The organism is Paraplanobispora siamensis (assembly GCF_016863175.1).
GTDB lineage: Bacteria > Actinomycetota > Actinomycetes > Streptosporangiales > Streptosporangiaceae > Planobispora > Planobispora siamensis.
Genome location: NZ_BOOJ01000035.1, coordinates 21,383 through 43,896 on the forward strand (window position 1 = coordinate 21,383; position 22,514 = coordinate 43,896).

At 71.4% G+C, this 22,514-nt stretch carries 15 protein-coding genes; 5 read left to right on the forward strand and 10 right to left on the reverse strand.

Annotated features, from left to right (window positions below; all coding sequences use genetic code 11):
* Nucleotides 1-281: 281 nt before the first annotated feature.
* The 3 genes from Psi01_RS21655 to Psi01_RS21665 form a co-directional block, all read right to left on the reverse strand.
* The gene (locus Psi01_RS21655; RefSeq protein WP_239127910.1) at nucleotides 282-1,694 is read right to left on the reverse strand and encodes a phytoene desaturase family protein; all 1,413 of its coding nucleotides are present in this window, start codon (nucleotides 1,692-1,694) and stop codon (nucleotides 282-284) included.
* Between the two features lie 370 nt (nucleotides 1,695-2,064).
* Complete coding sequence (locus Psi01_RS21660) at nucleotides 2,065-4,185, reverse strand: N-acetylneuraminate synthase family protein (protein WP_204065901.1); 2,121 nt, start codon at nucleotides 4,183-4,185, stop codon at nucleotides 2,065-2,067.
* Between the two features lie 248 nt (nucleotides 4,186-4,433).
* Nucleotides 4,434-4,646: a hypothetical protein gene (locus tag Psi01_RS21665; RefSeq protein WP_204065902.1), complete on the reverse strand. Its 213-nt coding sequence runs from the start codon at nucleotides 4,644-4,646 to the stop codon at nucleotides 4,434-4,436.
* Nucleotides 4,647-4,853: 207 nt separating this feature from the next.
* Here Psi01_RS21665 and Psi01_RS21670 point away from each other — a divergent pair, with 207 nt between their 5' ends.
* A complete protein-coding gene (locus Psi01_RS21670) occupies nucleotides 4,854-5,774 on the forward strand; it encodes an NADP-dependent oxidoreductase (protein ID WP_204065903.1) in 921 nt (306 codons plus the stop codon).
* Between the two features lie 21 nt (nucleotides 5,775-5,795).
* Here Psi01_RS21670 and Psi01_RS21675 read toward each other — a convergent pair whose 3' ends face one another.
* The gene (locus Psi01_RS21675; RefSeq protein WP_239127914.1) at nucleotides 5,796-6,839 is read right to left on the reverse strand and encodes an alpha/beta hydrolase; all 1,044 of its coding nucleotides are present in this window, start codon (nucleotides 6,837-6,839) and stop codon (nucleotides 5,796-5,798) included.
* Nucleotides 6,840-7,104: 265 nt separating this feature from the next.
* Here Psi01_RS21675 and Psi01_RS21680 point away from each other — a divergent pair, with 265 nt between their 5' ends.
* From Psi01_RS21680 to Psi01_RS21690, 3 genes are all read left to right on the forward strand, one after another.
* Entirely contained in the window at nucleotides 7,105-7,887 is a 783-nt protein-coding gene (locus Psi01_RS21680; protein WP_204065905.1) for a hypothetical protein, read from the forward strand.
* Nucleotides 7,888-8,282: 395 nt separating this feature from the next.
* Entirely contained in the window at nucleotides 8,283-9,710 is a 1,428-nt protein-coding gene (locus tag Psi01_RS21685) for an AAA family ATPase (RefSeq protein ID WP_204065906.1), read from the forward strand.
* A 26-nt stretch (nucleotides 9,711-9,736) separates the two neighbouring features.
* On the forward strand, nucleotides 9,737-10,345 hold the full coding sequence (locus Psi01_RS21690) for a DUF4276 family protein (RefSeq protein ID WP_239127912.1): 609 nt from the start codon (nucleotides 9,737-9,739) through the stop codon (nucleotides 10,343-10,345).
* A 68-nt stretch (nucleotides 10,346-10,413) separates the two neighbouring features.
* Here Psi01_RS21690 and Psi01_RS21695 read toward each other — a convergent pair whose 3' ends face one another.
* From Psi01_RS21695 to Psi01_RS21705, 3 genes are all read right to left on the reverse strand, one after another.
* Nucleotides 10,414-10,863 carry an SRPBCC family protein gene (locus Psi01_RS21695; RefSeq protein ID WP_204065908.1) on the reverse strand — a complete coding sequence of 150 codons (450 nt, stop codon included), beginning with the start codon at nucleotides 10,861-10,863 and terminating at the stop codon, nucleotides 10,414-10,416.
* Nucleotides 10,860-11,096 (reverse strand): hypothetical protein, encoded by a 237-nt coding sequence (locus tag Psi01_RS21700; RefSeq protein WP_204065909.1) that lies wholly within the window; start codon nucleotides 11,094-11,096, stop codon nucleotides 10,860-10,862. The genes Psi01_RS21695 and Psi01_RS21700 overlap by 4 nt, the downstream gene beginning before the upstream one ends.
* 85 nt (nucleotides 11,097-11,181) lie before the next feature.
* Nucleotides 11,182-11,676, reverse strand: coding sequence for a hypothetical protein (locus tag Psi01_RS21705; protein WP_204065910.1), 495 nt, complete (start codon nucleotides 11,674-11,676; stop codon nucleotides 11,182-11,184).
* A 104-nt stretch (nucleotides 11,677-11,780) separates the two neighbouring features.
* On the opposite strand from Psi01_RS21705, the gene Psi01_RS21710 reads away from it, so the two are divergent.
* On the forward strand, nucleotides 11,781-12,257 hold the full coding sequence (locus tag Psi01_RS21710; RefSeq protein ID WP_204065911.1) for an NUDIX domain-containing protein: 477 nt from the start codon (nucleotides 11,781-11,783) through the stop codon (nucleotides 12,255-12,257).
* Nucleotides 12,258-12,305: 48 nt separating this feature from the next.
* On the opposite strand, the gene Psi01_RS21715 is transcribed toward Psi01_RS21710, so the two are convergent.
* The 3 genes from Psi01_RS21715 to pulA all read right to left on the reverse strand — a co-directional run bounded on the left by Psi01_RS21715 (nucleotide 12,306) and on the right by pulA (nucleotide 22,240).
* Complete coding sequence (locus tag Psi01_RS21715; RefSeq protein WP_204065912.1) at nucleotides 12,306-14,207, reverse strand: serine/threonine-protein kinase; 1,902 nt, start codon at nucleotides 14,205-14,207, stop codon at nucleotides 12,306-12,308.
* A 93-nt stretch (nucleotides 14,208-14,300) separates the two neighbouring features.
* Nucleotides 14,301-16,151 carry a carbohydrate-binding module family 20 domain-containing protein gene (locus Psi01_RS21720; protein ID WP_239127913.1) on the reverse strand — a complete coding sequence of 617 codons (1,851 nt, stop codon included), beginning with the start codon at nucleotides 16,149-16,151 and terminating at the stop codon, nucleotides 14,301-14,303.
* A gap of 188 nt (nucleotides 16,152-16,339) precedes the next feature.
* Nucleotides 16,340-22,240, reverse strand: coding sequence for a pullulanase-type alpha-1,6-glucosidase (pulA, locus tag Psi01_RS21725; protein WP_204065913.1), 5,901 nt, complete (start codon nucleotides 22,238-22,240; stop codon nucleotides 16,340-16,342).
* Nucleotides 22,241-22,514: the final 274 nt, after the last annotated feature.

Sequence of the window (22,514 nt, forward strand, 5' to 3'; positions counted from 1 at the left end):
TGCCGTCGGTGATCGGCAAGCCGGGGCGCTCGATGATCTATCGTCGCCGTGGCCGAGAGACCTGTCCGTACCTGGTGCTCGGCGACTCTTGAGGACGGCCGACGCCCGATCTCGAGACGGCCGACGGCCGGGTGGCCGGGGCAGGCTCGACTGCGGTGCGGCGCGGCCTGGGTGGGCAGCACCCGCCTCACCCGGGACGTGCCCCACGGACGGACCTGCCGGCCGGGCCGCACCCGTTCTCGGCTTCAAGACCTGCCCTTCCCGTCGTCCGGAAGGTCCGGTCATCGGGCGCGCAGCGCCAGGCGGGCGGCCTGGTAGCCGCCCATGCCGTGTACGCCGGGGCCGGGCGGGGTCGCGGCAGAGCACAGGTAGACGCCGGGCAGCGGGGTCCGCCAGGGGCGTGCGGAGTACACCGGGCGGCCGGCGAACTGGCGCAGGTCGGCGGCGCCGGCCCCGATGTCGCCGCCGACGTAGTTGGCGTTGTGGCGCTGCATGGCGCCGGAGTCCATGGAGTGCCGGGCCAGGATGCGATCGCGGAAGCCGGGGGCGAAGCGCTCGATCTGGCCCTCGATCGCGGCGGTCATGTCCGCGGTGGAGCCGTTGGGCACATGGCAGTAGGCCCACAGGGTGTGCCCGCCCGCGGGGGCGCGGGAGGGGTCGGCCACGCACGGCTGTACCAGCAGCACGTACGGACGCTCCGGATGCACGCCCCGGGCGACCTGGGCCTCACTCAGCGCGATCTCCTCCAGGGTGCCGCCGAGGTGGACCGTACCGGCCCGGCCGACCGCCGGGTCCTTCCACGGCACCGGACCGTCCAGGGCCCAGTCCAGTTTGAACACCCCGGGTCCGTACCGGTAGCGGGCCAGGCGACGGGCGTAGCCCGGCGGCAGCCGGTCACCGGCCAGGGCCAGGAACTGGCGCGGCGTGACATCCAGCAGGACCGTGCCCGTGGGCGGGAGGTCGGCCAGGGAGGACACCCGGTGCCCGGCCACGGTCTCGCCGCCCAGCTCGCGAAGCCGGGCCGTCATCAGGTCGGCCAGCCGTTGCGAGCCGCCGCGAACCACCGGCCAGCCCGCGTGGTGCGCCAGGGCCGCCAGCAGCATCCCGAAGCCGCCGGTGACGGGGGAGCGCAGGTCCAGCATGGAGTGGGCGGCCATCCCGGCCAGCGCGGCCCGGCCCGGGACCGTGCGGAAGGCCGTCCGGGCCAGCATCGTGGCCGGTTGCAGCCCGAGAACCCCGAACCGGGCGGCGGCCAGCGGCGCCCGGGGCGGGCTGAGCGGGGCCAGCAGGGTGTCCACCAGCGGGTTCCCGGCGCGGGCGGCCGCCCCGATCACGGCCTGCCAGGCCCGCCCGTCCCGGCCGAGGTCCGCCGCGGTCCGCGCCGGGTCGCGGTGCACGAGCACCGCGGAGCCGTCGTCGAGCGGGTGCGCGGCGGGGACCGGGGGATGGGCGAAGTCGACGGGCAGGTCGAGCGCGCGGAACGCGACCGAGACCCCGGCCATGGGCAGCACCGTCGCGCACACGTCGTGGACGTGGCCCGGCAGCGTCAGCTCCTCGCTGCGCAGCCCGCCGCCGAAGCGCTCCTCGGCCTCCAGCAGCAGCACCCGGCGCCCCGCCCGCGCCAGGAGCAGCGCCCCCGCCAGGCCGTTCGGCCCGGAGCCGACCACCACCGCGTCGAACCCGTCTGCGCCCACACCCGCGCTCCCGTCTCGTTCCGGTCCCGTCCCCGCGCCGCCGCAGCGCCGTCGCACCGTCGAACGCCCTCGTGCCGTCACACCCGTCGAACGCTACGGCACCCCTTCGCGGACCGCCGGAGCGGCGTCCGCGAGCGGTACGGCGAGGCGCTCCAGGCTCCGACTGTCCTCCTTCCGAACGGCCCGGCCAACCGGATCCGGAACGACCGACGGCGGATCCGTCCCGTGCGGCACGGACAGGGCCCGGAACGGCGGATGGCGGGTCCGGCCCGTACGGGCCGGACCCGCCATCCGGGGTCGCACCGTGGTGACGTCCTCTCCGGGGACGGGACGCCGCGCCGCGTCCCGCCGCCCGGTGAGGGACGTGTCGTCAGACCGTGACGCGGCGCAGGCGGGACTTGGGGGCCTCCTCGCCGGGGAAGACCCGCTTGACGCCGTCGCCGAGGGCGGTCTCGATGATGCGGATGTCGCGGACCAGGTGCTCCAGGCCGGACGGCTCCAGCGAGGCCGCGTGGTCCGAGCCCCACATGGTGCGGTCCAGCGTGATGTGCCGCTCCACGGTCACCGCGCCCAGCGTGACGGCCGCCAGGGAGATCTGCAGGCCGCGCTCGTGGCCGGAGTAGCCGACGGGCACGCCGTACCGCTCCTGGAGGGTGACGATGGTGCGGAGGTTGGCCTCCTCCGGGGGCAGCGGGTAGGTCGAGGTGGCGTGCATCAGCACCAGCCTGGAGGTGCCCAGGATCTCCACGGCCTGGTCGATCTCCTCCAGCGTGGACATGCCGGTGGACAGGATGATCGGCTTCCCGGTCGCGGCGAGCGCGCGCAGCAGCTCCAGGTCGGTCACGCTGGCCGAGGCGACCTTGTGCGTGACGACGTTCATCTCCTCCAGGAACTCCACCGACGGCACGTCCCACGGCGAGGCGAACCAGTGCAGGTTGCGCTCGGCGGCGTACTTGGCGATCTGGGTGTACTCGTCCACGCCGAACTCGGTGCGGATCTTGTACTCCATGTAGGTCATCTCGCCCCACGGCGTCTGCCGGATCTGGTCGCGCTGCTCCAGCGGGACGCAGATCTCCGGCGTGCGCTTCTGGAACTTGACCGCCTGGCAGCCCGCGTCGGCGGCCACGTCGATCAGCCGGCGCGCGATGTCCAGGTCGCCGTTGTGGTTGATGCCGATCTCGGCGATCACGTACACCGGCTGACCGGCGCCGACCAGCGCGTCACCGATCTGGACGGGCTTGGCGACCGGGGACAGCCGCAGCTCGGCGCGGGGCGCGGGAGTCTCGGCGACCTCCTCGGGACGGGCCGCGAGGACCCGGTCGCACAGCTCCCTCACGGCGCCCGCCCCGCCCGGCCGGGTGAGCACGATCCTGGCGGCGGCGCGGACCCGGGGGTGGGCGTCGGGGACCGTGACGGGCCAGCCGACGTCGCTCATCGGGCCCAGGTCGTTGACGTCGTTGCCGACGTAGGCGACCCGCGCCGGGTCCAGGCCCTCGATGGCCAGCCAGTCGCGCAGCACGGTCCGCTTGTCGGTCAGGCCCTGCAGGACGGGGACGCCGAGCTTGCGGGCGCGGGCCGCGACCACCGGGTTGTGCTCGGTGGACATGATCATCAGCTTGACGCCGGAGCGGCGCAGCAGCGATATGCCCATGCCGTCGGAGCGGCTGACCGCGACCATCTCGCGGCCGTCCTGGTCGACGTAGGCGCGGTCGTCGGTGTGCACCCCGTCGAAGTCGGTGATCACGGCGTCCACGTCGATCGGCTCGGGCCGGTCGACGAACGGCGCCAGCGCCCGGACGACCTCCAGGTCCTCCGGCGTGTCCACCTCGACGGCGTGCTGGGAGGGAACCGGCTGCACGGCGACGGAGCCGAAGAAGCGGTGCCCGTGCTCGCGCAGGCCCTCGGTGCGCATCACGTAGAACGCGCCGGTCTCGCGGTAGTGCGGTTCCCGGTCCTGGCGGCGCGGCCGGAACGCCGGGTCGTGGTTGACGCCGTTCACGGTCGTGACCGCCGCGGCCCCGTCGCGCGCCTCCTGCCCGTTCGCGGCCTGCCGGCCCTCGGCGCCCTCGGCGCTCCACAGGAACTCGTGCGTCTCCAGCCCGGAGAAGACCACGTCGGCGGTCCCGTCGAGGACCTTGACGACGGCGGCGTCCAGGTCGGACGGGTCGATGAACGCGCTGGTGCACTGGACGAGCACGACCACGCCGGGGTCGGCGGGCAGCTGGTCGAGCGCGTGCAGGACGGCGGACTCGCTGGAGGCCGTCGCACCGCTCAGTTCGCCGGGCCGGTCGACCACGACGGCGCCGGCCGCGCGGGCGGCCTCGGCGATCTGCGGGTGGTCGGTGCTGACCACGACCTCGTCGATCAGCTCGGCCTGGACGCAGGCCCTCACCGCGCGGGCGACCAGGGGGATTCCTCCCACGGGGGCCAGGTTCTTCAGCGGGACGCCCACCGAACCTCCGCGGGCGGGAATGACGGCCAGGACTCGCAAGGTGACTCCTCTTACCTACGGCAGCGCCCCTGAGCTGGGGTGTTGAGAACGCTAGCCAGGGGGGTGACCGGTAAGGGGTGCCTGAGCTGAACGCCCAGAGTCGCCCGGCTGAACTTTCTCCGTGGCGCGGAAGGGAGTCCCGGAGGGCCCTCGTGAGGACCTTCGTGGCACGGAAGGCGCCGCGGGCGTTCACATCGCCCGCGGCGCCGATGATCCGGAACGTCCGTCGTGGGACGCCGGTGTACCCGTTACGGGGTGAAGGTGTCCCGCAGTTCTTCGGGGTTCTGCCTGGACTTGTTGCCGGGCTGCTTGGACGCCTGCCGGTTCTTGTTCCCGGACTGCTGGGCGCGGTTGCGGGACTGTCCCTGCCCCTGATGGCTCCTGCCGGCCATGCCGCCGTCGCCGTTCGGCGTGCTGGAGCCGCTCCTGGCCTTGCCCCGACTCTGATCGGAGTTCGTCATGCTCTTCCCCCGTTGAATGACAGGTTGTCGAGCACGTGATAACCGGAAATAGAGGCGACAATCGCGATCTATATATCTTTAGCGGACACGACACTCACCCCTGGTGACCGGTTTACGCGTCTTCCGGCGGTTGACCTCAACGAGGCTTGAGGTTGCATCGTGATGATCGGTCGGGCGCCGTCCGGTGCCCGGGGGAAGGGACTGATCATGAAGGCGGTCGCATTCGTCGTGCCCGGCGGGCCCGAGGTGCTGGAGCTGATGGAGGTCGGGGACCCGCAGGCCGGGCCGGGCCAGGTGCGGGTCAGGGTCAGGGCCGCCGGAGTGCAGCCGTACGACCTGGCGATCCGGGCCGGTTGGGTCCCTCCGGGAGTGGAGGCGGTCTTCCCGCGGATCCCGGGCAACGAGTTCGCGGGCGTGGTGGACCAGGTCGGCCCCGGGATCGCCGGGATCGCCGGAGCCGAGGTGGGCGCGGAGGTCATGGGGTTCACCCGGCTGACCGCCTACGCCGAGTACGTGGTGGTCCCCGCCGGCCAGATCACCCCCAAGCCGGCGGGCATGCCGTGGGAGGTGGCCGGCGGTTTCCCCGCGGCCGTCATGACACCGCACATCGCCCTGCGGGAGCTGGGCGTCGGCCACGGTGACACGGTGCTGGTCCACGCCGCCGCCGGAGGGGTGGGCACCGTCGCGGTGCAGCTGGCCCGCGAATGGGGCGCCACGGTCGTCGGTACGGCGAGCGAGGCCAACCACGACTACCTCCGCTCGCTCGGCGTGATCCCGGTGACGTACGGCGAGGGCCTGGCGGAGCGGGTGCGGGCGGTCGCGCCCGGCGGGGTGGACGCCGTCGTCGACGGGGCCGGCGGCGACGCCCTGACCGCCTCACTCGAACTGGTCAAGGACCCCGCGCAGATCATCACACTCGTCGAACACGCCAGGGCCGCGGAGCTGGGTGTGCGGACCACGCCCGACAAGCGCTCCGCGGACCGGCTGGCCGAGGCGGCACGGCTCTACGAGGCGGGACGCCTGCGCATCCACGTGCGCGGGACGTTCCCGCTGGAACGGGCGGCCGACGCCCACCGGCAGGTCGCCACCGGGCACGGCCGGGGGAAGACGGTCCTGCTCGTCGGCTGACGCGCCGGGGAGTCCGGCGCGTCAGGCGGGGGCGCCGACCGCGGTCATGAGCATGGGCAGGGCCCGTTCCAGGCCGCGCTTCCAGTACGGCCAGACATGGGTGCCGGGACCGTAGAAGTCGGCGGTGACCTCGACCCCGTCCCGCTCGGCGCGCCGGACGAACTCCCTGGACTGGCCGAGCAGGGTGGCCTCCCCGCCGTCCCCGCCCGTGCCGGAGGCGTCCAGCGGACCGGGGGACCCGTCCCCGCAGGAGACGAACAGCCGCACCCCCTTCAGCCGGGACGTCAGGTCGACCGGGTTGTGCGCCGCCCACTCGGGACCGCCCACGGCGCCCCACAGGTCGTCGGGGTCCTCGCCGTACCGTCCCAGCAGCCAGGGGGCGCTGTGCGTGGTGTCCAGCACCCCGGAGAAGGAGGCCGCCGCCTGGAACATGCCCGGATGGCGGGCCGCGTAGGAGATCGCGCCGAAGCCCCCCATCGACAGCCCGGCCACCGCCCGCCGGTCCCCGGCGCCGTAATGCCGCTCCAGGATCCCGCGGACCTCGCTCAGGTGGAAGGTCTCCCATCCCGGGCCGTCGCGCCAGTCGGAGTAGAAGCCCACCATCCCGCTCTCCGGCATGACGACGATCACCGGGTAGCGCGCGGTGAGCTCCGCCGCCCCGCCCTCCGACGCCCAGGAGTCGTAGGCGGGCTGGCAGCACCCGTTCAGCAGGTACAGCACCGGCCACGGACCGGAGCCCGGCGACCACCCCTTGGGCAGCAGCACCCTGGCCCTGGCCTCGCGGTCCAGCGCGGCCGAGGTGATCGTGAGCACATGGTCCCGGCCGGTGCGGCGCTCCACCCGGAAGCCCGGCACCGTCCCCGTACCCGTCTCCGAAGCCTCCGCAGAGGAGCCGGAGGCCCCGGCGCCCGGCGAGGCTGAGGCGCCGGTCCCGGGGGAGGCCGAGGTCCCCGCCCCCGGCGAGACCCCCGTCTCCGGCGACGGGGAGGACAACGGCACCCACAGGGCCAGCGCCACGACGGCGATCACCAGCCCCGCGATCAGGAGCAGCGCCGGGCGCTTCATCCGGTTCACGAGATCAATCCTGTCCCCCCGCTCCGGCCACGGGAAGCCCCGCGTACGGCGGAGCCGGCCCGGCCCCCGGCCCCCGCGCCCTCGATCCGCCCCCCGTACGACCCCGCCCGGGCTCCGTACCGCCCGATGGGCGCGGTCGCCGAGGCGCTGCGCACCATCCCCTCCTGCTCAGGCGTCCACCGGTGACAGGTTTCTGGCGTTGCCGGGAGATCGAGGGCGGAGGATCCTCGGGGAATCCCCTACGGAAGGAGTCCCCGTGTCCATCCCCTTCCACAGCTATGCGGTCAAAAGCGCCGACGGCAGCTTCAGCTTCACCGTCCTCGACGTGAAGTGCGATGTGACGCCCGATCTGGAGGCGACTCGTGACTACGCCGACGAGGACCAGGACGACGCCGACTGCCAGGTGGCCGGCGGCGTCGAGTTCACCGGACAGATCTCACTCGCCGGGCCGCCCGCGTCCGGCAAATGGCAGGTCGGCTGGATCCAGACGATCTACCCCTGCAGGCAGGCCGTCACCTACCGGAGTCCGGACGGCAGCCGCCTGGGCAAGATGGTCTCCGACGTCACACAGAGCATGCGTGACGGCGATCCTGCGCATTCCGTGCCCGGTGGGCACTGCATCTGGTACGACATGACCCAGTCCTCGGAGCCGATCGAACCCTCGTCCTCCCCCGTCGACGTCGGGATGGACGACCAGCCGAACGTCCCCTTCCACGACGTCTACAACGGCAAGGCCGTCCCCTGGATCAAAGGCTGGAAGGCCGTCGCCGTCGAGGGCACCAAGTCCTTCTGCACCTGGCTGGTCGCCGAGGCCACCGACGACCACGAGATCGTGTACCTCTATCACGTCATCTGGGAGTGCGATTACACGACCTCCCTGAAGGACGGCCAGCTCGTATCCCCCTCGGGCGGCACGAGAATCGTCTCGCACGGTCCCGGCATCGGTTCCAAGACCCCCGACCTGAGCGACGACTCCATCGACGAGGACAGCTTCCCGTACGAACCCGACGCCGACCTCCTCAGCGCGAAGCCCGCCTAGCCCTTTTCACGCCTTTCCCGGCCCGGTCCTGCTCTGCGGTTCCGGCAGGAGCGCGAGGTCTACCGGGATCTCCCGACGGGCCTGCTTCACCGAGCCCGCTGATGAGCCAGCACGGCCTCGTCGACTTCGCCGCCCCCTGCTCCACGTCCACCACACGTCCGGATGGCACCGGAAGCCCCGGAGACGCGCCGGAAGCCCCGGAGACGCGCCGGAAGGGACGCCTGTTTCCCCGCCCGATCGACCGCGTGGCAGGAAACCGGCGAGTGGGCGATCCACTGAGCTCACCCAGCGCTCAGGGAATGTTCGGTATGATCAACGAGGCCGTCGAAGGCACCAAGGTCGGGGATGATGCAGGTGAGTGACCGTGGCGGTGCGGAACCGAACGGTGGTGCCGGATGCTGACCAAACTTGAGGTACGAGGCTTCAAGAACCTGCTGGACGTCCAGGTGGAGTTCGGCCCGTTCACCTGCATCGCGGGAGCGAACGGCATCGGTAAGTCGAACGTTTTCGATGCCATCGAGTTTCTCTCCTACCTGTCCAGCGAGAGCCTGGTCGAGGCGTCGCAGCGGGTCCGGGGCGCCTCCGGAATCCGTGGCGGCGATCCGCGCGACCTCTTCTGGGACGGCTACCGAGACCACCAGAGGCGCATCTCCCTGGCCGCAGAGATGATCGTCCCCGCCGAGGTCGAGGACGACCTCGGGGCACCCGCGCGGGCGACCACGACGTTCCTGCGCTACGAACTCGACCTGGAATACGCGCCTCCCGAGGGGGAGAGCAGCGTGGGACGTCTCACTCTGGCCAGAGAGGAACTCCGCCACATCACGAGAGGGGACGCCTCCCGGCATCTCCGCTTTCCGCACAGCGTGAAGAACTTCCGCAATTCCGTGGTCGTGGGTCAGCGTCGGGGGGGAGCGTTCCTGTCCACCGAGAAGCGGGAGAGCGGGACCGTCATCAACGTCCACGGCGACGGCGGGAGCTTCGGCAAACCGCAGCCCCGGGCCGCAGCCAGGGCGGGCCGCACAGTTCTCAGTACGGTGACCACCAACGACTACCCGACGATCCTGGCCGCGCGCCGGGAGATGCAAAGCTGGCGCCGCCTCGCCCTGGAGCCCTCGGCGCTGCGCGCGCCCGACAGCTTCGGGGACCCTCGCACGTTGGGCCCCGACGGCCGCCACCTGGCCGCCACCCTTTTCCGCATCGCCAACGAGAGTGGGCACCTGGCCGGCGCTCCTGATCCGGAGGCGGTCTACGCACAGGTTGCCGACCGGTTGTCCGACCTCGCCGCAGTGGGTGTGGAGAGCCTGAGCGTCGAACCCGACCCGGTCCGTGAGGTCTTCACCCTCTTCCTCCAAGAGCGGGGCGGCCTCCGCCTGCCGGCGAGGGCTCTGTCTGAGGGGACTCTGCGCTTCCTGGCGCTCTGTGTGTTACTGGAGGATCCGACGGTCACCGGGCTCATCTGCATGGAAGAACCCGAGAACGGCATCCACCCGGCCAACCTCCCGGCCATGGTGGATCTGGTAAGAGACCTCGCGGTGGACCCGGGAGAAGCCCCCGACGCCACCAACCCCTTCCGGCAGGTGATCATCAACACGCACGCCCCGGGCGTCGTGCAGCTATGTGGTTCCGAGAACCTGCTTCTGGCCGAAGGACGCTCACAGCGGGCTCCGGACGGTTCAATGGTCTCCGCCCTCTCGCTCGTCCCCTTCAGCGGCTCATGGCGGGCCGTACCGGGTGAGCCGACTTTCTCCGAGGCCGACGTGGTCGCCTACCTTGTAGAGCCTCCCGGCACTCAGCTACGCCTCCCCCTGGACCTGGTCGGATGAGCAGTCGATTCTTCACGGGACTGTTCGTGGCCGAAGGAACCTCGGACATGCCGCTCGCGGATCTCGTCGAATCCCTGTTCGCCGACAGAGGTATAAGGCTCAGACTGAGCAAGCCGGACTTCTCACTCCTCGACAAGGTTCCCAAGGATGTCAGATCACGTGTGACGGCCGGGGCGAAGCTGATGCGCGAGCCCATCGACCTCGTCGTCGTGCACCGCGACTCCGACAATGTCGGACACGAGATCCGCCGGAGCGAGATCGAGAAAGCCGTTCTGGCCGCGGGAGTGATGTCCTCAGTCGTTTCGGTGATACCGGTACGCATGACGGAGGCATGGTTGTTGCTCGACGAGGACGGGATACGCCAGGTGGCCGGCAACCCGCGCGGACGACATGACCTCAAGCTTCCTAAAGTCCACCAAGTCGAAGGCGTCGCCGATCCGAAGCAGCTCTTGAAGGAGTGTCTCGTCAAGGCGGCCGACGTGACCGGCAGACGTCATGACCGGATCACGAAGCGCTTCTTCCAGCACCGCCGCCAGCTCCTGGAGAGGTTGGACTGTACGGGCCCGGTCTCGGAGCTACCGAGCTGGAAACGGCTGGTGACCGATATCGACACGATCACCGAGCAGTGGGCTTGAACCGGGCCTGGGTACGGTGTTCTCTTCCTGACCGGCTTCTCCCGCGGAGTGTCACGGCCTTCTCGCTCTCACGCGGGACGGTTGTCTTCGCGGGACAACCAGGCCTCGATGGCGCTCTGCCACGAGGTGAGGAAGGCGGGATAGCCGTCGGCGAACTCGCGCAGTTCCCGGGCGGCCGCGTCGGTGAGGGGAGTGAGGTCGTAGGTGATGGTGACCCGGCTGTGCCGTCCGGGCTCTCCGGCCGGCTCCAGGGCCACGGCGACGGTCCCGGCGCGGGAGCCCGGAGTGACCCGGGCGTAGGAGATGCTCCGGCCCCGCAGGCGTCCGAGCACCACCCAGACGGTCGTCTCCCCGTGAGTCCGGGTCTCGAAGACGGTGCCGGGCTCGGTGTCGTCCTCGACGGGGACGGGGAAACGGGGGTGCCAGCCGTCCACCCAGTCCTCCTCCCCGCGGGCGGTGAACAGTCGGAAGGCCTCCTGTGGGGGGAGGGGGACGGTGATGGTCCCGGTGAGTCTCACGGCTCCTCCTTGAGTTTGTGCGCGTCGGCGGAGGTCAGGGTCAGGGAGTAGACCTCCTTGAGCTGATCGATCTTGGCGATCGTCTCCGGGGAGAACGGCGCCTTGCCCTCGAAGGCGTGCAGGACGATGCCCTCCACGAGATCTCCGAGGGGCATGTCGAGATATTCGGCCAGGCCCTTGAGGACCTTCAGCATGCTCTTCTCGATCCGGAAGCCTGTCTGCACTCGCTCCACTGTTACCATGGTAACAATATAACTCACCTATGGGTGCCGGTGAAGGGCGCACGCCGGGGCCGCCGTCACCCGCCGTCACCCGCCGTCACCCGCCGTCCTGGCGCGGGCCGGTCCATGCCTCCGTGACACGGCCGTCCGGCAGCGTGATGTCCAACTGCCGGCACCACGGTCGCGTCGGCGTCCATCCCTCAACCGGCGTGAAGCTCACCCGTAGCAGGCGGGCCGGGCGGGGAACCGGCCCACCCAGGTCGCGGGTCCCGTGCGCGGCCTCCTGACCGTCTGAATCGTCGAAGGCGCCACTGTTGTCGTCGCGGTAAACGGTGCCGAGGTCATCCTCGGTGGACAGGGTCCAATACCAGAAGAACGGTCCTTTGGCCTCCCTCTCGTGTCGCCGCAGGCCGGGGACGAACTCGTAGTGCAGCACGCCGCCGGTCTCCGACATCTCCAGTCCGCGGGCGACCACGTGGTGGCCTTCCAGCAGTTCCCCGAGGTCGATGTCGAAGACGATGTCGAGACGCCTCGACCCGCCTGCCCTGGTGAAGAAGGCGTCGGTGGCCGTACGCGGCGGAATTCTGATCACGACGCCCAGCATCGGACACGATCGCGAGGCCGGCCAGCCGATATTCGGTCCTGCGACGCTCCGGAGGAACCGTGGCATGATCTCGGCGGGGTATCTTGATCCGGATGAGTGAGCCCCTTCTGGAGCCGGAGCAGTGGTACGCCACGCTGCCGACGGCCTTCGTCTCGGCCTGCCTGCTGCTCACCGACGCCGACGGCCGCGTGCTGGTGGTCAAGCCCAACTACCGGCCGTACTGGATGATCCCCGGAGGCGTCATCGAGCCCGGGGAACTGCCCGAGGAGTGCGCGGCGCGGGAGATCGGCGAGGAGCTGGGCCTGGAGGTGCGGGCCGGGGAGCTGCTCGTCGTCCACTGGTCCCCGCCGGTGGACGACCGGCCCCGGGTGATGGTCAACTTCCTGTTCGACGGCGGTGCGGTCGCCGACCCGGGCGCCATCCGGCTGCAGGAGGACGAGCTCGACGAGGCGGCGTTCCTGCCCTGGGAGGAGGCGGCCGCCCGGCTCGCGTTCCACACCGCGCCCCGCCTGTCCGCCGCCCGCCGGGCCCGCGAGACCGGACGGACCGTCTACCTGCCGGGCTGGTGAACCGCCTGCCGTGAAGGGGCACGGGACGGGGACGGCGCCCCGCCGGGATCAGTTGAGCCGGAAGGTCCTGTCCAGGGTGTCGACGTGCGTGCCCGCCTCGGCCCACTGGGCCTCGGGAGTGAAGAACCAGAACAGCCCGACGCCGCCGGAGTCCCGGACGAGGCACCGGGCGTGGAAGCGGAAGGCGCCGCCCGCGCCGCTCGGATGGGAGAAACGGAATTCCAGCTCGGCGGCCCGGCCGCCGGGGTAGGGGACCTCCTTGCGGCTGAGCTCCCGGTAGGAGGCGGGATCGATCAGCTTCTGGTCGTCCTGCAGGACGGTACGGAGCTCGTCGAGCATGGCGGCCGGGCTTCTGGTCTCTTTCCTCGCGGGGTCGGCGAAGGCGCCCAGGTACCAGGAGGGGGACAGGATCGAACCGCCGCGCTCCCAGCTCACCTGGTTCCCGGACTCCTCCTTGGTCCAGCCGTCGGGCACCGCGATGGAGAATCCGCGCCGGTCCGTGTGGAGGGTGAAGCCGCGCGGCAACGCGTCCGGGGCCTGGGAGGAGGAATCCGTGTCCCGGCCGGATGACGGGGCGGTTTCGTTCGAGGAAGCGGTGTCGTTCGAGGAAGCGGTTTCGTTCGAGGGAGCGCCGGAGCCCGCGGGGGTCCGCTGAGCGGAGGAGCCGGCTGACGGGGTGACCTCGGGGGAGGAGCCCGCGCCGGCGTGCTGTACTCCCCAGATCACCGCGGCGGTCACGGCGGCCGCGGCCAGCACCGACCCCGCCGCCACGGCCACCCGGCCGCGCGGCGACCCGGCGGACGGGCCCGGCCCGGTCGGCGGGTGCGAGGGCGCCCCGCCCGCCGTCGGAGGCGTTCCACCCGGGACGGGGCCGGGAACAGCCCCGCCGTGACGGCCGCCGGCAGAGGCGGGAACCGCTCCGCCGTCCGCAGAGCCGAAAACCGCCCCGCCGTTCGCGAGGCCGGGAACCGCCCCGCCGGGGCCGTCATGCGCGAGGCCGGGAGCCGCCAAGCCGGGGCCGCCGTCCGCGCCGTCGTGGTGAGCGTCCGCAGGGCCGGGAGCCGCCCCGCCCGGACCGCCGTTCCCGGTGCCGGGGTGGCGTGGGCTCCGCCCGGGGGCGGTGCGGGTTCCGGCGGCCGCCGGCGCGAGCAGCGTCATCGCCTGGTCGGCGGTCAGCCGTCCGGCCGGGTCCTTCACGAGCAGGCCGTCGAGCACCGGGCGGATCAGGTCCGCGTACCGGGGCGGGTCCGGGGGCCTGCTGATGATCGCGGCGATCAGGGCCGCCGCGCTGTCCCTCTCGAACGGCCGGCGGCCCTCCACCGCCTGGTACAGCGTCACGCCCACGGCCCACAGGTCGGATGCCGCGGAGGCGCCCCGGCCCTCGATCTGCTCGGGGGCCAGGTAGGCGGGCGTGCCCATCATCTGGCCGGGCGCGGTCAGCTCGGAGGTGTCGTGGGAGGCCGCCGCGATCCCGAAGTCGGTGAGCATCGCCCGGCCGTTCTTGAGCAGGATGTTGGCCGGCTTGACGTCGCGGTGCACGACCCCGGCCACCTCGGCCGCGGCCAGCGCGGAGATCACCTGACGGCCGAGCTCGGCGGCGCGGGCCTCGGGCAGCCGTCCCTCCCTTTTGATCACCTCGGCCAGGGACGGGCCGTCGACCAGCTCCATGACGATCCACGGCAGCCCGTCCTCCTCGACCACGTCGTAGACGGTGACGATGCCGGGATGGCTCCTGAGCCGGGCCGCCGTGCGCGCCTCGCGGAGGGTCCGCCGCAGCCGCCGCTCGCGCTCCTGGGCGGGCAGGTGGGCGGGCAGCGCCACCTCCTTGATGGCCACGGGCTGATGGAGCAGCTCGTCCCAGGCCCGCCAGACCAGGCCCATCCCGCCCTCGCCGAGGGGCGCCTGCAACTGGTAGCGCCGCGCCAGTGCGCGCAACCGATCTTTCGGCATATTGGGCAAGATATCCCGCCTGGCTCCGCCGGGAGGCCGGAAAGGGCGACGGGGACGCCCCGAGACGTCCCCGTCGCGCGATCGCGGGCCGGATCAGCGCCAGGTGTCGTTACGGGTCGCGGTGCCGGTCGCCGGGGTGGTGAAGGAGCGGTTGGGGTCGCTCTCCCAGGTCACCGAGCCGTCGGGGTTCTTCTTGATGTACTTGTAGGAGATCGTCTTCCCGGCGGGCAGGTTCACCGTGGCCTTCCAGACCGGATAGCTCGCCGACGACAGCGCGACCGCGTTCGCCGGGTTCCAGGAGCCCAGCTCGGCGACGTCGCCGACGACGAAGACGTTCTGGCCCCAGTTGGTGGTCACGTTCGCGTTGAAGGAGGTGGCGACCTCGCCGGGGCTCACCGTCGGGGACGGGGTGGGCGTCGGGGTGGGGGTGGCGCCGCCGCCGACGTGGACGGCCACCGCACTCTTGGCGGGGACGGTCACGTTCGCGGTGCCGTCGCCGTTCACCGTCACCGAGCCGCTCCCGGCGGCGTTGGCGTAGGTGCCGGCGGGCAGGCCGGTGGCGAAGGTGCGGGTCAGCGAGCCGCCGCCGTTGTTGATCGCGACCCAGCCCTTGTTCCCGCGGCTGAAGGCGATCACGTTGTCGTTGTTGTCGTACCAGTTGCCGACCGCGGTGCCCGCGACGGCCTTGTGGAAGCCGACCATCCCGGCCATCTGCCGGTGGAAGCAGGTCCAGCGCCCGTTGCCGCAGTCGGTGTCGGTGACGAACCCGCCGTTGGCCGAGGGCGGCCCGGCCTCCTTGTCGCTCCAGGTGAAGCCGGAGTAGACGCGCGGCGTGCCGTACGGCCAAGCCAGCATGAAGACGTTGGCCAGCCGGTAGGTGTCGCCGTACTTGTAGTTGAGCGTGGAGCCGTTGCGCTCGGTGTCGTGGTTGTCGACGAACGTCACGGCCTTGTCACCGGGCACCGAAAGGCCCCAGCTCTGCCCGAACGTCTCCAGCCAGTGGACCTGCCCGGTGAACTGCTCCTTCATCTTGCGGCCGAAGACGAACTCGTGCACGTCGCCGACCCCGGTGTACTGGCTCGGCTGGACCGCCTCGCCGTCGCCGTGGATGACCTCCTGGTGGATGTACGGCGAGCCGGTCAGCTTCGCCTTGATGGCCGCCAGGTCGCCCGGGGGGATGTGCTTGGCCGCGTCGACGCGGAAGCCGTCCACGCCGAGCGAGGTCAGCCTGTTGAGGTAGCCGGCGATCTGGTTGCGCACGTACTCGGAACCGGTGTTGAGGTCGGCCAGTCCGACCAGCTCGCAGTTCTGCACCCGCCAGCCGTCGTTCTTGTAGTCGGGGTCGTTGATCGTGCAGGTGGGCGCGTTGTGGAAGTCGGCGGCGGAGTAGAGGCCGGGGTAGTTGTACTTGCCGAAGGAGTAGCCGCCGTAGCTGGTGCTGCCCTGGCCGGTCATGTGGTTGATGACCGCGTCGACGTGCACCTTCAGGCCCGCGCCGTGACAGGCCCTGATCATGTCCTTGAAGGCGTTCTCGTCGCCGAACTTGCTGGTGAGCGCGTAGCGGGCGGGCTGGTAGATGTCCCACCAGACCGAGCCGCCCTTGCTCATCGAGTCGTGCGGCGGGGAGACCTGGACGGCGCCGTACCCGGCCGGGCCGAGCACGTCGGTGCACTCGCGCGCGACCGACTTCCAGTTCCAGCTCCAGAGCTTGACCATGGGGCCGGTGCCGGCCGGGGGCGCGGCCTGGACGGCGGCGGCGGAGGAGGCGGCGCCGAGCGCGACGGGCGCGAGCACGGCGGCGCCCGCCGTCAGCACGCTCAGCGCGGCGGCGGCCAGCGGCGTGCGGACACGCGACCGGCGGGACGGGGGACGGGGGGACGAGGGGCGTGGAGACGAGGGATGCGGGGATGAGGGGTGGGGGGCGGGGGATTTGTAGGATTCCACGGTGGGGCCTCCAGGAGCGATGGATGGGTTCCCGTGCCGGGCCGGGTGCTGCAACACCCGGCCCGGCGGCGTTCTCCGGACGGTCCGTCCGGATCTTGCCGGGGCCGTTCCCCGGACGGCCCCGAGCCTGCTCGGACTGTTCGGACTTGCTCGGACTTGCTCGGACTTGCTCGGACTTGCTGGGACCGCTAGGACTGCACGAAGACGGCGACCGTGCGGGCCGGGACCGTCAGCGTGCCGGTGGCCGCCTCGAAGCGCGACTGCTTCACGACGGGGTCGCCGCCGTCCGCCTGGACCGGGTGGAGCGTCACCCGGCCGTCCTTGAGAGCGGGTACGGCCTGCGCCTGCTCCTGCGGGGTGGCGTTGAAGACGACCGTGACGGACTTCCACTTCGGGTCGATCCCGGAGGCGTCCAGGTGCATGGTCACCACACCCGGGGTCTCCGCGCTCCCGCTCACCGGGAACGACAGCCGCTTCTGCACCTCGGCCAGGGAGCCGAGCGCGAAGGTGGGGGAGGAGGACCGGATCTTCAGCAGCTCGCCGTACCCGGTCCGGGCCGCGCCGATCGCGGCGCAGTCCGGCTTGAGCGCCGGGTCGGCCAGCAGCGGCCTGGCGTAGGGCCACTTGTCCTCGTTGTCGGCCTTGGGCGGCAGGCCCGCGCCGAAGCCGTTGCCCTGGGCGCAGTCCCACAGCAGCCGGTTGAACCAGTCACCGGAGTCGAAGGAGTTGCGGTCCAGCGACTTGGAGCGCAGCCGCTCGCTGCCGGCGTGGACGAACGCGGTGCCCTGCGACAGCGTTGCCGTGGCCAGCGACAGCGACTGCATCCGCACCCGGTCGGCCACGGAGGTCGCCTGCGGCAGCTTGAAGGCCAGCGCGTCGAACAGCGTCTCGTTGTCGTGGGCGTCCACGTAGGTCACGGCCTCGCCGGGCGCGGCGGTGTAACCCGCCGGGGAGCCGTTGTAGTCGACCTCCGACCCCTTGACCTCCTTGCCGGAGGAGGCGGTGAAGCGGTAGTCGCGCAGGTTCCCGGTCAGGCCGACCTTGATCAGGTCGTGGTAGCGCAGCAGGCGCGCCCGCTGCTGCTCCTCGGTGCCGTTGGCGGGCGAGCCGTTCGGATCGCCCGCCAGGCCGGAGCCGAAGCCCTGCACCCGGGGATCGGGGTCGAACGGGCCGCCGCCGCGCACCGCGTCGCGCAGCCGGTCGTTGAAGGTGCCGATCCCGGTCCCGGCCATGTTGAGCTGGGTGGCCTGCTCGAAGCGGGCGTCGTCGGCGACCTCGCCGAAGTTCCAGCCCTCGCCGTACAGGATGATCGACTTGCCGTCCACACCGTCCCTGGCGAGGGTCAGCTCGTCCAGGGCCTTGCGCACGGCGACCATGTTCGCCTTGGGGTGGTGGCCCATCAGGTCGAACCGGAAGCCGTCGATCTTGTACTGCTTCGCCCAGGTGACGATCGAGTCGACGACCAGCTTGCCCATCATCGCGTGCTCGGGCGCGGTGTTGGCGCAGCAGGTGGAGGTGGCCACCGCGCCGTCGTCCAGCAGCCGGTGGTAGTAGCCGGGCACGATCCGGTCGAGTACCGAGGCCGGGTCCTGGCCGGCGGCGTGGGTGTGGTTGTAGACCACGTCCATGACCACCCGCAGGCCCGCGCCGTTCAGGCCCGAGACCATCTGCCGGAACTCCTTGATCCGCGCCGTGCCGTCCGGGTCGGAGGCGTAGGAGCCCTCCGGCACGGTGTAGTGCCGCGGGTCGTAACCCCAGTTGAAGCCGTCCTTGGCCGCCGTCTTCGCCACGCACTCCTGCTGCCGGTCGGAGTCTGCGGGCAGCGCGGCCAGGTCGCAGTCGGGCTCGGTGCGGTCGGCCTTGCGCTCGGGGATGGTGGCGATGTCGAAGACCGGCAGCAGGTGCACGTGGGTCAGGCCGTCCTGAGCCAGAGCCCGCAGCTCCTTCATCCCCGCGGAGTCACCGGTGAAGGCGGCGTAGGTGCCGCGCCGCCCGGCCGGGACCGTCGCGTCGGAGGCGGAGAAGTCGCGCACGTGCAGCTCGTAGACCGACGCCTTGTCCTGCGGCACCGCCCCGGGCTTGGCCAGGGAGGCCCAGCCCTCGGGCCGCAGGGACCGGTCGGACAGGTCCACCAGTTGGCTGCGGACCGAGTCGGCGGCCAGCGAGACGCTGTAGGGGTCGGTCACCTCGTTGGTGACGACCTTGCCCGCGGCCGGGGAGTAGACCGTGACCAGGAAGGTGTAGTAGCGGCCCTTCCAGCCCGGCAGGCCCCGCACCGACCAGACGCCGGTGTCGTCGTCGCGCTGCATCCGGTGCACGCTGCGGCTCCCGCCGGACGGGTCGCGGTAGAGCGCCAGCTCGACCTTCTGGGCGGTGGGCGCCCACAGCGCCAGCCGGGGCAGCGCGCCGGAGGCGTCCGGGCCGAGCTCGGCCGTGGCCGCCCCGGCGTAGACGTCGTCGAGCACGCCGGGGATCTGCACCCCGGTGGCGGTCAGCAGCGCGCCCGAGGCGTCCCGCTCGACGGCCACGACCTGGCCGCGCAGCGCCTCCTCCACCAGGTCGGCGTCACGCGGGTCCACCGTGAGCGCGGCGTGCCCGGCCAGGTGCGGCCACCTGGCCTTCTGCGCGTCGGTGAGCGCGCCCGGGTTCAGCCGGATGACCCGGTGATCGCCGGTCAGCTCGCCCTTGGCGTAGGCGATGTCGCCCTTGGCGGAGAAGGCCAGCGTGTAGCGGAGCGTGGCCGAGGGCCGGACCTTCCAGGCGACGGTGCCCCGGTCGATCCAGTGCGCGGCGGACTTGGTCAGGTCGGCGTCGGCGCCGCGCGCCGCGGCCTGCGGGAGCACGTGGCCCTCGGCGGCCGCGACCCGCCAGACCTCGTGCCCGTCGGCGCTCAGGTCCAGGGCCTGGTCGCCGGGCAGGTCCTTGTCGTCGCCCTTGTGGATGATGTAGCTCACGTTCTTCGCCCCCTCCTTCAGAGGGACGCGGAAGAATACGCCGAAGCCGTCACTGCCCGCGGGCTGCAGAGGAGCGGCCCACTCGGTGGGAGTGGCGACGTCGCCCCACAGGTGCAGTCCCCAGCCGTCATAGTTCCCGTCGGGCCGGTGGTAATGCAGGATCGCGACGTTCTCCGCGGCGGCGCGGGTCGGGTGGACCGTCGCCACCCCGGAGTTGACGTAGGCCTGCGGCTGGAGCGCCGGGGTGAAGGCCTGGTCGGGGCCGGGGTCCTTGGTGTCGCCCTTGTGGATGATGTAGTTGACCGGGAGGGAGGCGTCCTTGAGCGGGATCTTCCAGAACGCGCCGTAGGCGTCGGTGCCGTCCGGCCTGCGCGGCGCGGACCACTCGGTGGGCACCCCGTCGGCCAGGCCGTCGCCCCACAGGTGCAGTCCCCAGCCTTCGTAGGCCTTGTCAGGCCGGTTGTAGTGCACGGTCGCGTAGCCCTGGGCGGCGGCGCGGGAGGTGAAGGCGTCGGCCCTGCCCTCGGCCAGCCAGATCTCGCCGGTCTTGGCCGGGTTGACGATCCGGTCGCCGCCGTCCTTCTCGTCGCCCTTGTGGGCGATGATCCCGACGTTCGTGGCGCCCGGCTTCAGCTTGATCCAGGCGAAGCGGCCGTAGGCGTCCTCACCGGTCAGCGGCAGCGGCTCGGCCCAGTCGGTGGGGTTCTCGACGTCGCCCCACACGTGCAGGCCCCAGCCACTGTAGGGATCAGACGCGGTGTCGGCGCGCTGGTAGTGCACGACGAGCCAGTCGCGCTTGACCGCGCCGGGCTCCTCGGGCTCCGGCTCGGCCCCGACGGTCGCCTCCGCGCCCGCAGAGGCGAAGCGGCCCGCAGAGTCCTTCACCACGGCCTTGTAGGAGACCTTGGTGCCCGCCGCGATCCCCTTCAGGTCATGGAAGACCCGGAAGGTACGGCTCTCGCCGCCCTGCGCATCGCGCGCCGCCGGCACGACCACGTTGGGCGCGTCGTCGGTGCCCAGCACCTTCCAGCCGCCGTCGCCCACCTTGGCGGCGAAGGTCACCTGGTCGAAGCCGCTGCCCGGCACGGTCGCGGTGACCGGGATCCGGCCGTCCTCGGCGGTGCCCCTGATCTCGGCTCCCGGCAGGGCGATGGAGACGGCCGGGGCCGCCGCCGGCCTGGCGAGCCTGGCCGAGGCCTTGTAGACCACGGCCGACAGGGCCGGGACGGTCACCGCCAGCTTGGCGTCCGCGCCGGTGGTCGCCGAGGCCGCGGCCTCGCCGTACACCCTGGTGAAGCCCATGGACGGGGAGTAGGTCGGCACGCTCACGGTCGCGGCCTGCTCGGCGTTGTTGACCGCGACGACGTACTCGACCTGGGCGCGGGCGTCGATCCTGGAGAAGGCGTAGACGCCGCCGGAGGCCAGCCGCTCGACCTGAGCTCCGTCGGCCAGCGCCGGGTGCGCGTCGCGCAGCTTCGCCAGCGCGGAGATGCCCTGGTAGAGCGGGTGTGAGGGGGTGTAGTTGTCCTGCGCGTGGGTGGCCTCGGTGCCGATCAGATCATTGGAGAGATAACTTGCGGTTTTGGAAGCGAACATGGACTGGCGGGCGTCCTGGTCGCCGCCGGAGCCTTCGGTGGGGCCCGTGAAGCCCTGTTCGTCTCCGTAGTAGACGACCGGCTGACCACGGGTGAGGTACATCAGCTCGTGCGCCAGCAGGTCGCGCCGGAGCAGCTCGGCGTCGGGCGCGCCCGGGTTGTCCTGGCTGATGAAGCGGCCGATGCGGCCCATGTCGTGGTTGCCGAGGAAGGTCGGCAGCGAGGAGGCGTTGCCGTCGGCGTCGGTGTGGTAGTCGTCGGCGGCGAACAGCTGGGCCAGTCGGGAGCCGCCCGCCGTACCGCCGCTGAAAGACCTTGCAGCTTCCTGGAAGGGGAAGTCGAGGGTGGCGTTCATGGCGCCGCGCGTGGAGTAGCGGCTGGTGAAGGCCGGATCGCTGGAGTAGACCTCACCGAACATGAAGAAGCGCTTGTTGCCCTGCTGGGCCGCGTAACCGCGCAGCGCGGGGGAGAAGCGCTCCCAGAACTCCATGTTGACGTGCTTGGCGGTGTCGATCCGGAAGCCGTCGATGCCGGTCTCGCGCACCCAGGTCCGGTAGATGTCGATCATGCCCTTGACGACCTCGGGACGCTCGGTCCACAGGTCGTCGAGGCCGAAGAAGTCGCCGTACTCGGAGTTCTCGCCGCTGAAGGTGGAGTCGCCCCGGTTGTGGTACATCGTCGGGTCGTTGAGCCACCTGGGCGTCTTGACGTCCTTGGGGGCGACCGGCGTGTAGGGGAAGGACTCGGTCGTGACCTTGGGGAAGGTGTTCCCGCCGGCGTAGTCGCGGTCGTCGAACGGGGCGCCGGAGGCGTCGACGTAGGGGTAGGCGCCCTTCGGGCGGTAGGAGTACGTCTTCTCCGCGTAGTCGACCACGTCGGCCGTGTGGTTGGTGATGATGTCGAAGAAGACCTTCATCCCGCGCTTGTGGGCCTCCTTGACCAGCTTCTTCATCTGGGCGTTGGTGCCCAGGTGCGGGTCGATGCGGGTGAAGTCGGTGATCCAGTAGCCGTGGTAGCCGGCCGAGACGTTGTCGCCGGTGCCCTGCACCGGCCGGTTCTCGAACGCCGGGGTGATCCAGATCGCGGTGCTGCCGAGCTTCTGGACGTAGTCGAGCCGGTTCAGCAGGCCCGCCAGGTCGCCGCCCTGGTAGAAGCCCTTGTGGGCGGGGTCGAAGCCGGTGGCGAGCCGGTCGCCGGACAATCCGCCCCGGTCGTTGCCGGGGTCGCCGTTGGCGAAGCGGTCGGTCATCGCGAAGTAGAAGCGCTCACGGCTCAGGTCGGCGCGCAGCGCGTCACGGGCCAGGTCCCGGTCGGAGGGCTCGGCGGTGCGGCTCAGCGGGGAGACCAGCGGCTGAGCCGTACGGCCGGGGCCCGCGGCGGAGGCCGGGAGGGCGGGCGCCGTGAGGGGGGCGGAGGACGGGGCCGCCGCGGCGGCGGGAGGGGCGATGGCGGCGAGCGACGCGGTGACCAGCGTGACCGCTAACGCGGCGCCTGTCGGGACGGTCGTTCTCGCTCGCCGTGGGGGGAGTGGCCAGACCACCGGGGCCTCCACGGGGGTTGTTTCGGGGGTGTTGCCCGGAAGTTACTCACTGGACATGATCTGTGCAATCCCTTACCGCAACTTTCTGAATCGTGACAGCGGTCACCGCCGCAGGGCAGGGGTGAAGGCCCTGGTGGCGGCGGGACAAGGCTGGTCATAACCGATCTGACCTGCACATATGCTCGATATCACCGGCGGCGGCCGAGTTGTCGCAGTTCACGAGGTTGGACGCATATGTAACAAGTTTGCAGACTCTTGCAGCAAGTTCTTCCAA

Excerpts from the sequence above, each read along its gene's own strand:
- Psi01_RS21685 (WP_204065906.1), top strand. The coding sequence starts at position 8,283 with ATGCTGACCAAACTTGAGGTACGAGGCTTCAAGAACCTGCTGGACGTC.
- Psi01_RS21715 (WP_204065912.1), bottom strand. The coding sequence starts at position 14,207 with ATGCCGAAAGATCGGTTGCGCGCACTGGCGCGGCGCTACCAGTTGCAG.
- Psi01_RS21665 (WP_204065902.1), bottom strand. The coding sequence starts at position 4,646 with ATGACGAACTCCGATCAGAGTCGGGGCAAGGCCAGGAGCGGCTCCAGC.
- Psi01_RS21710 (WP_204065911.1), top strand. The coding sequence starts at position 11,781 with ATGAGTGAGCCCCTTCTGGAGCCGGAGCAGTGGTACGCCACGCTGCCG.
- Psi01_RS21675 (WP_239127914.1), bottom strand. The coding sequence starts at position 6,839 with ATGAAGCGCCCGGCGCTGCTCCTGATCGCGGGGCTGGTGATCGCCGTC.
- Psi01_RS21670 (WP_204065903.1), top strand. The coding sequence starts at position 4,854 with ATGAAGGCGGTCGCATTCGTCGTGCCCGGCGGGCCCGAGGTGCTGGAG.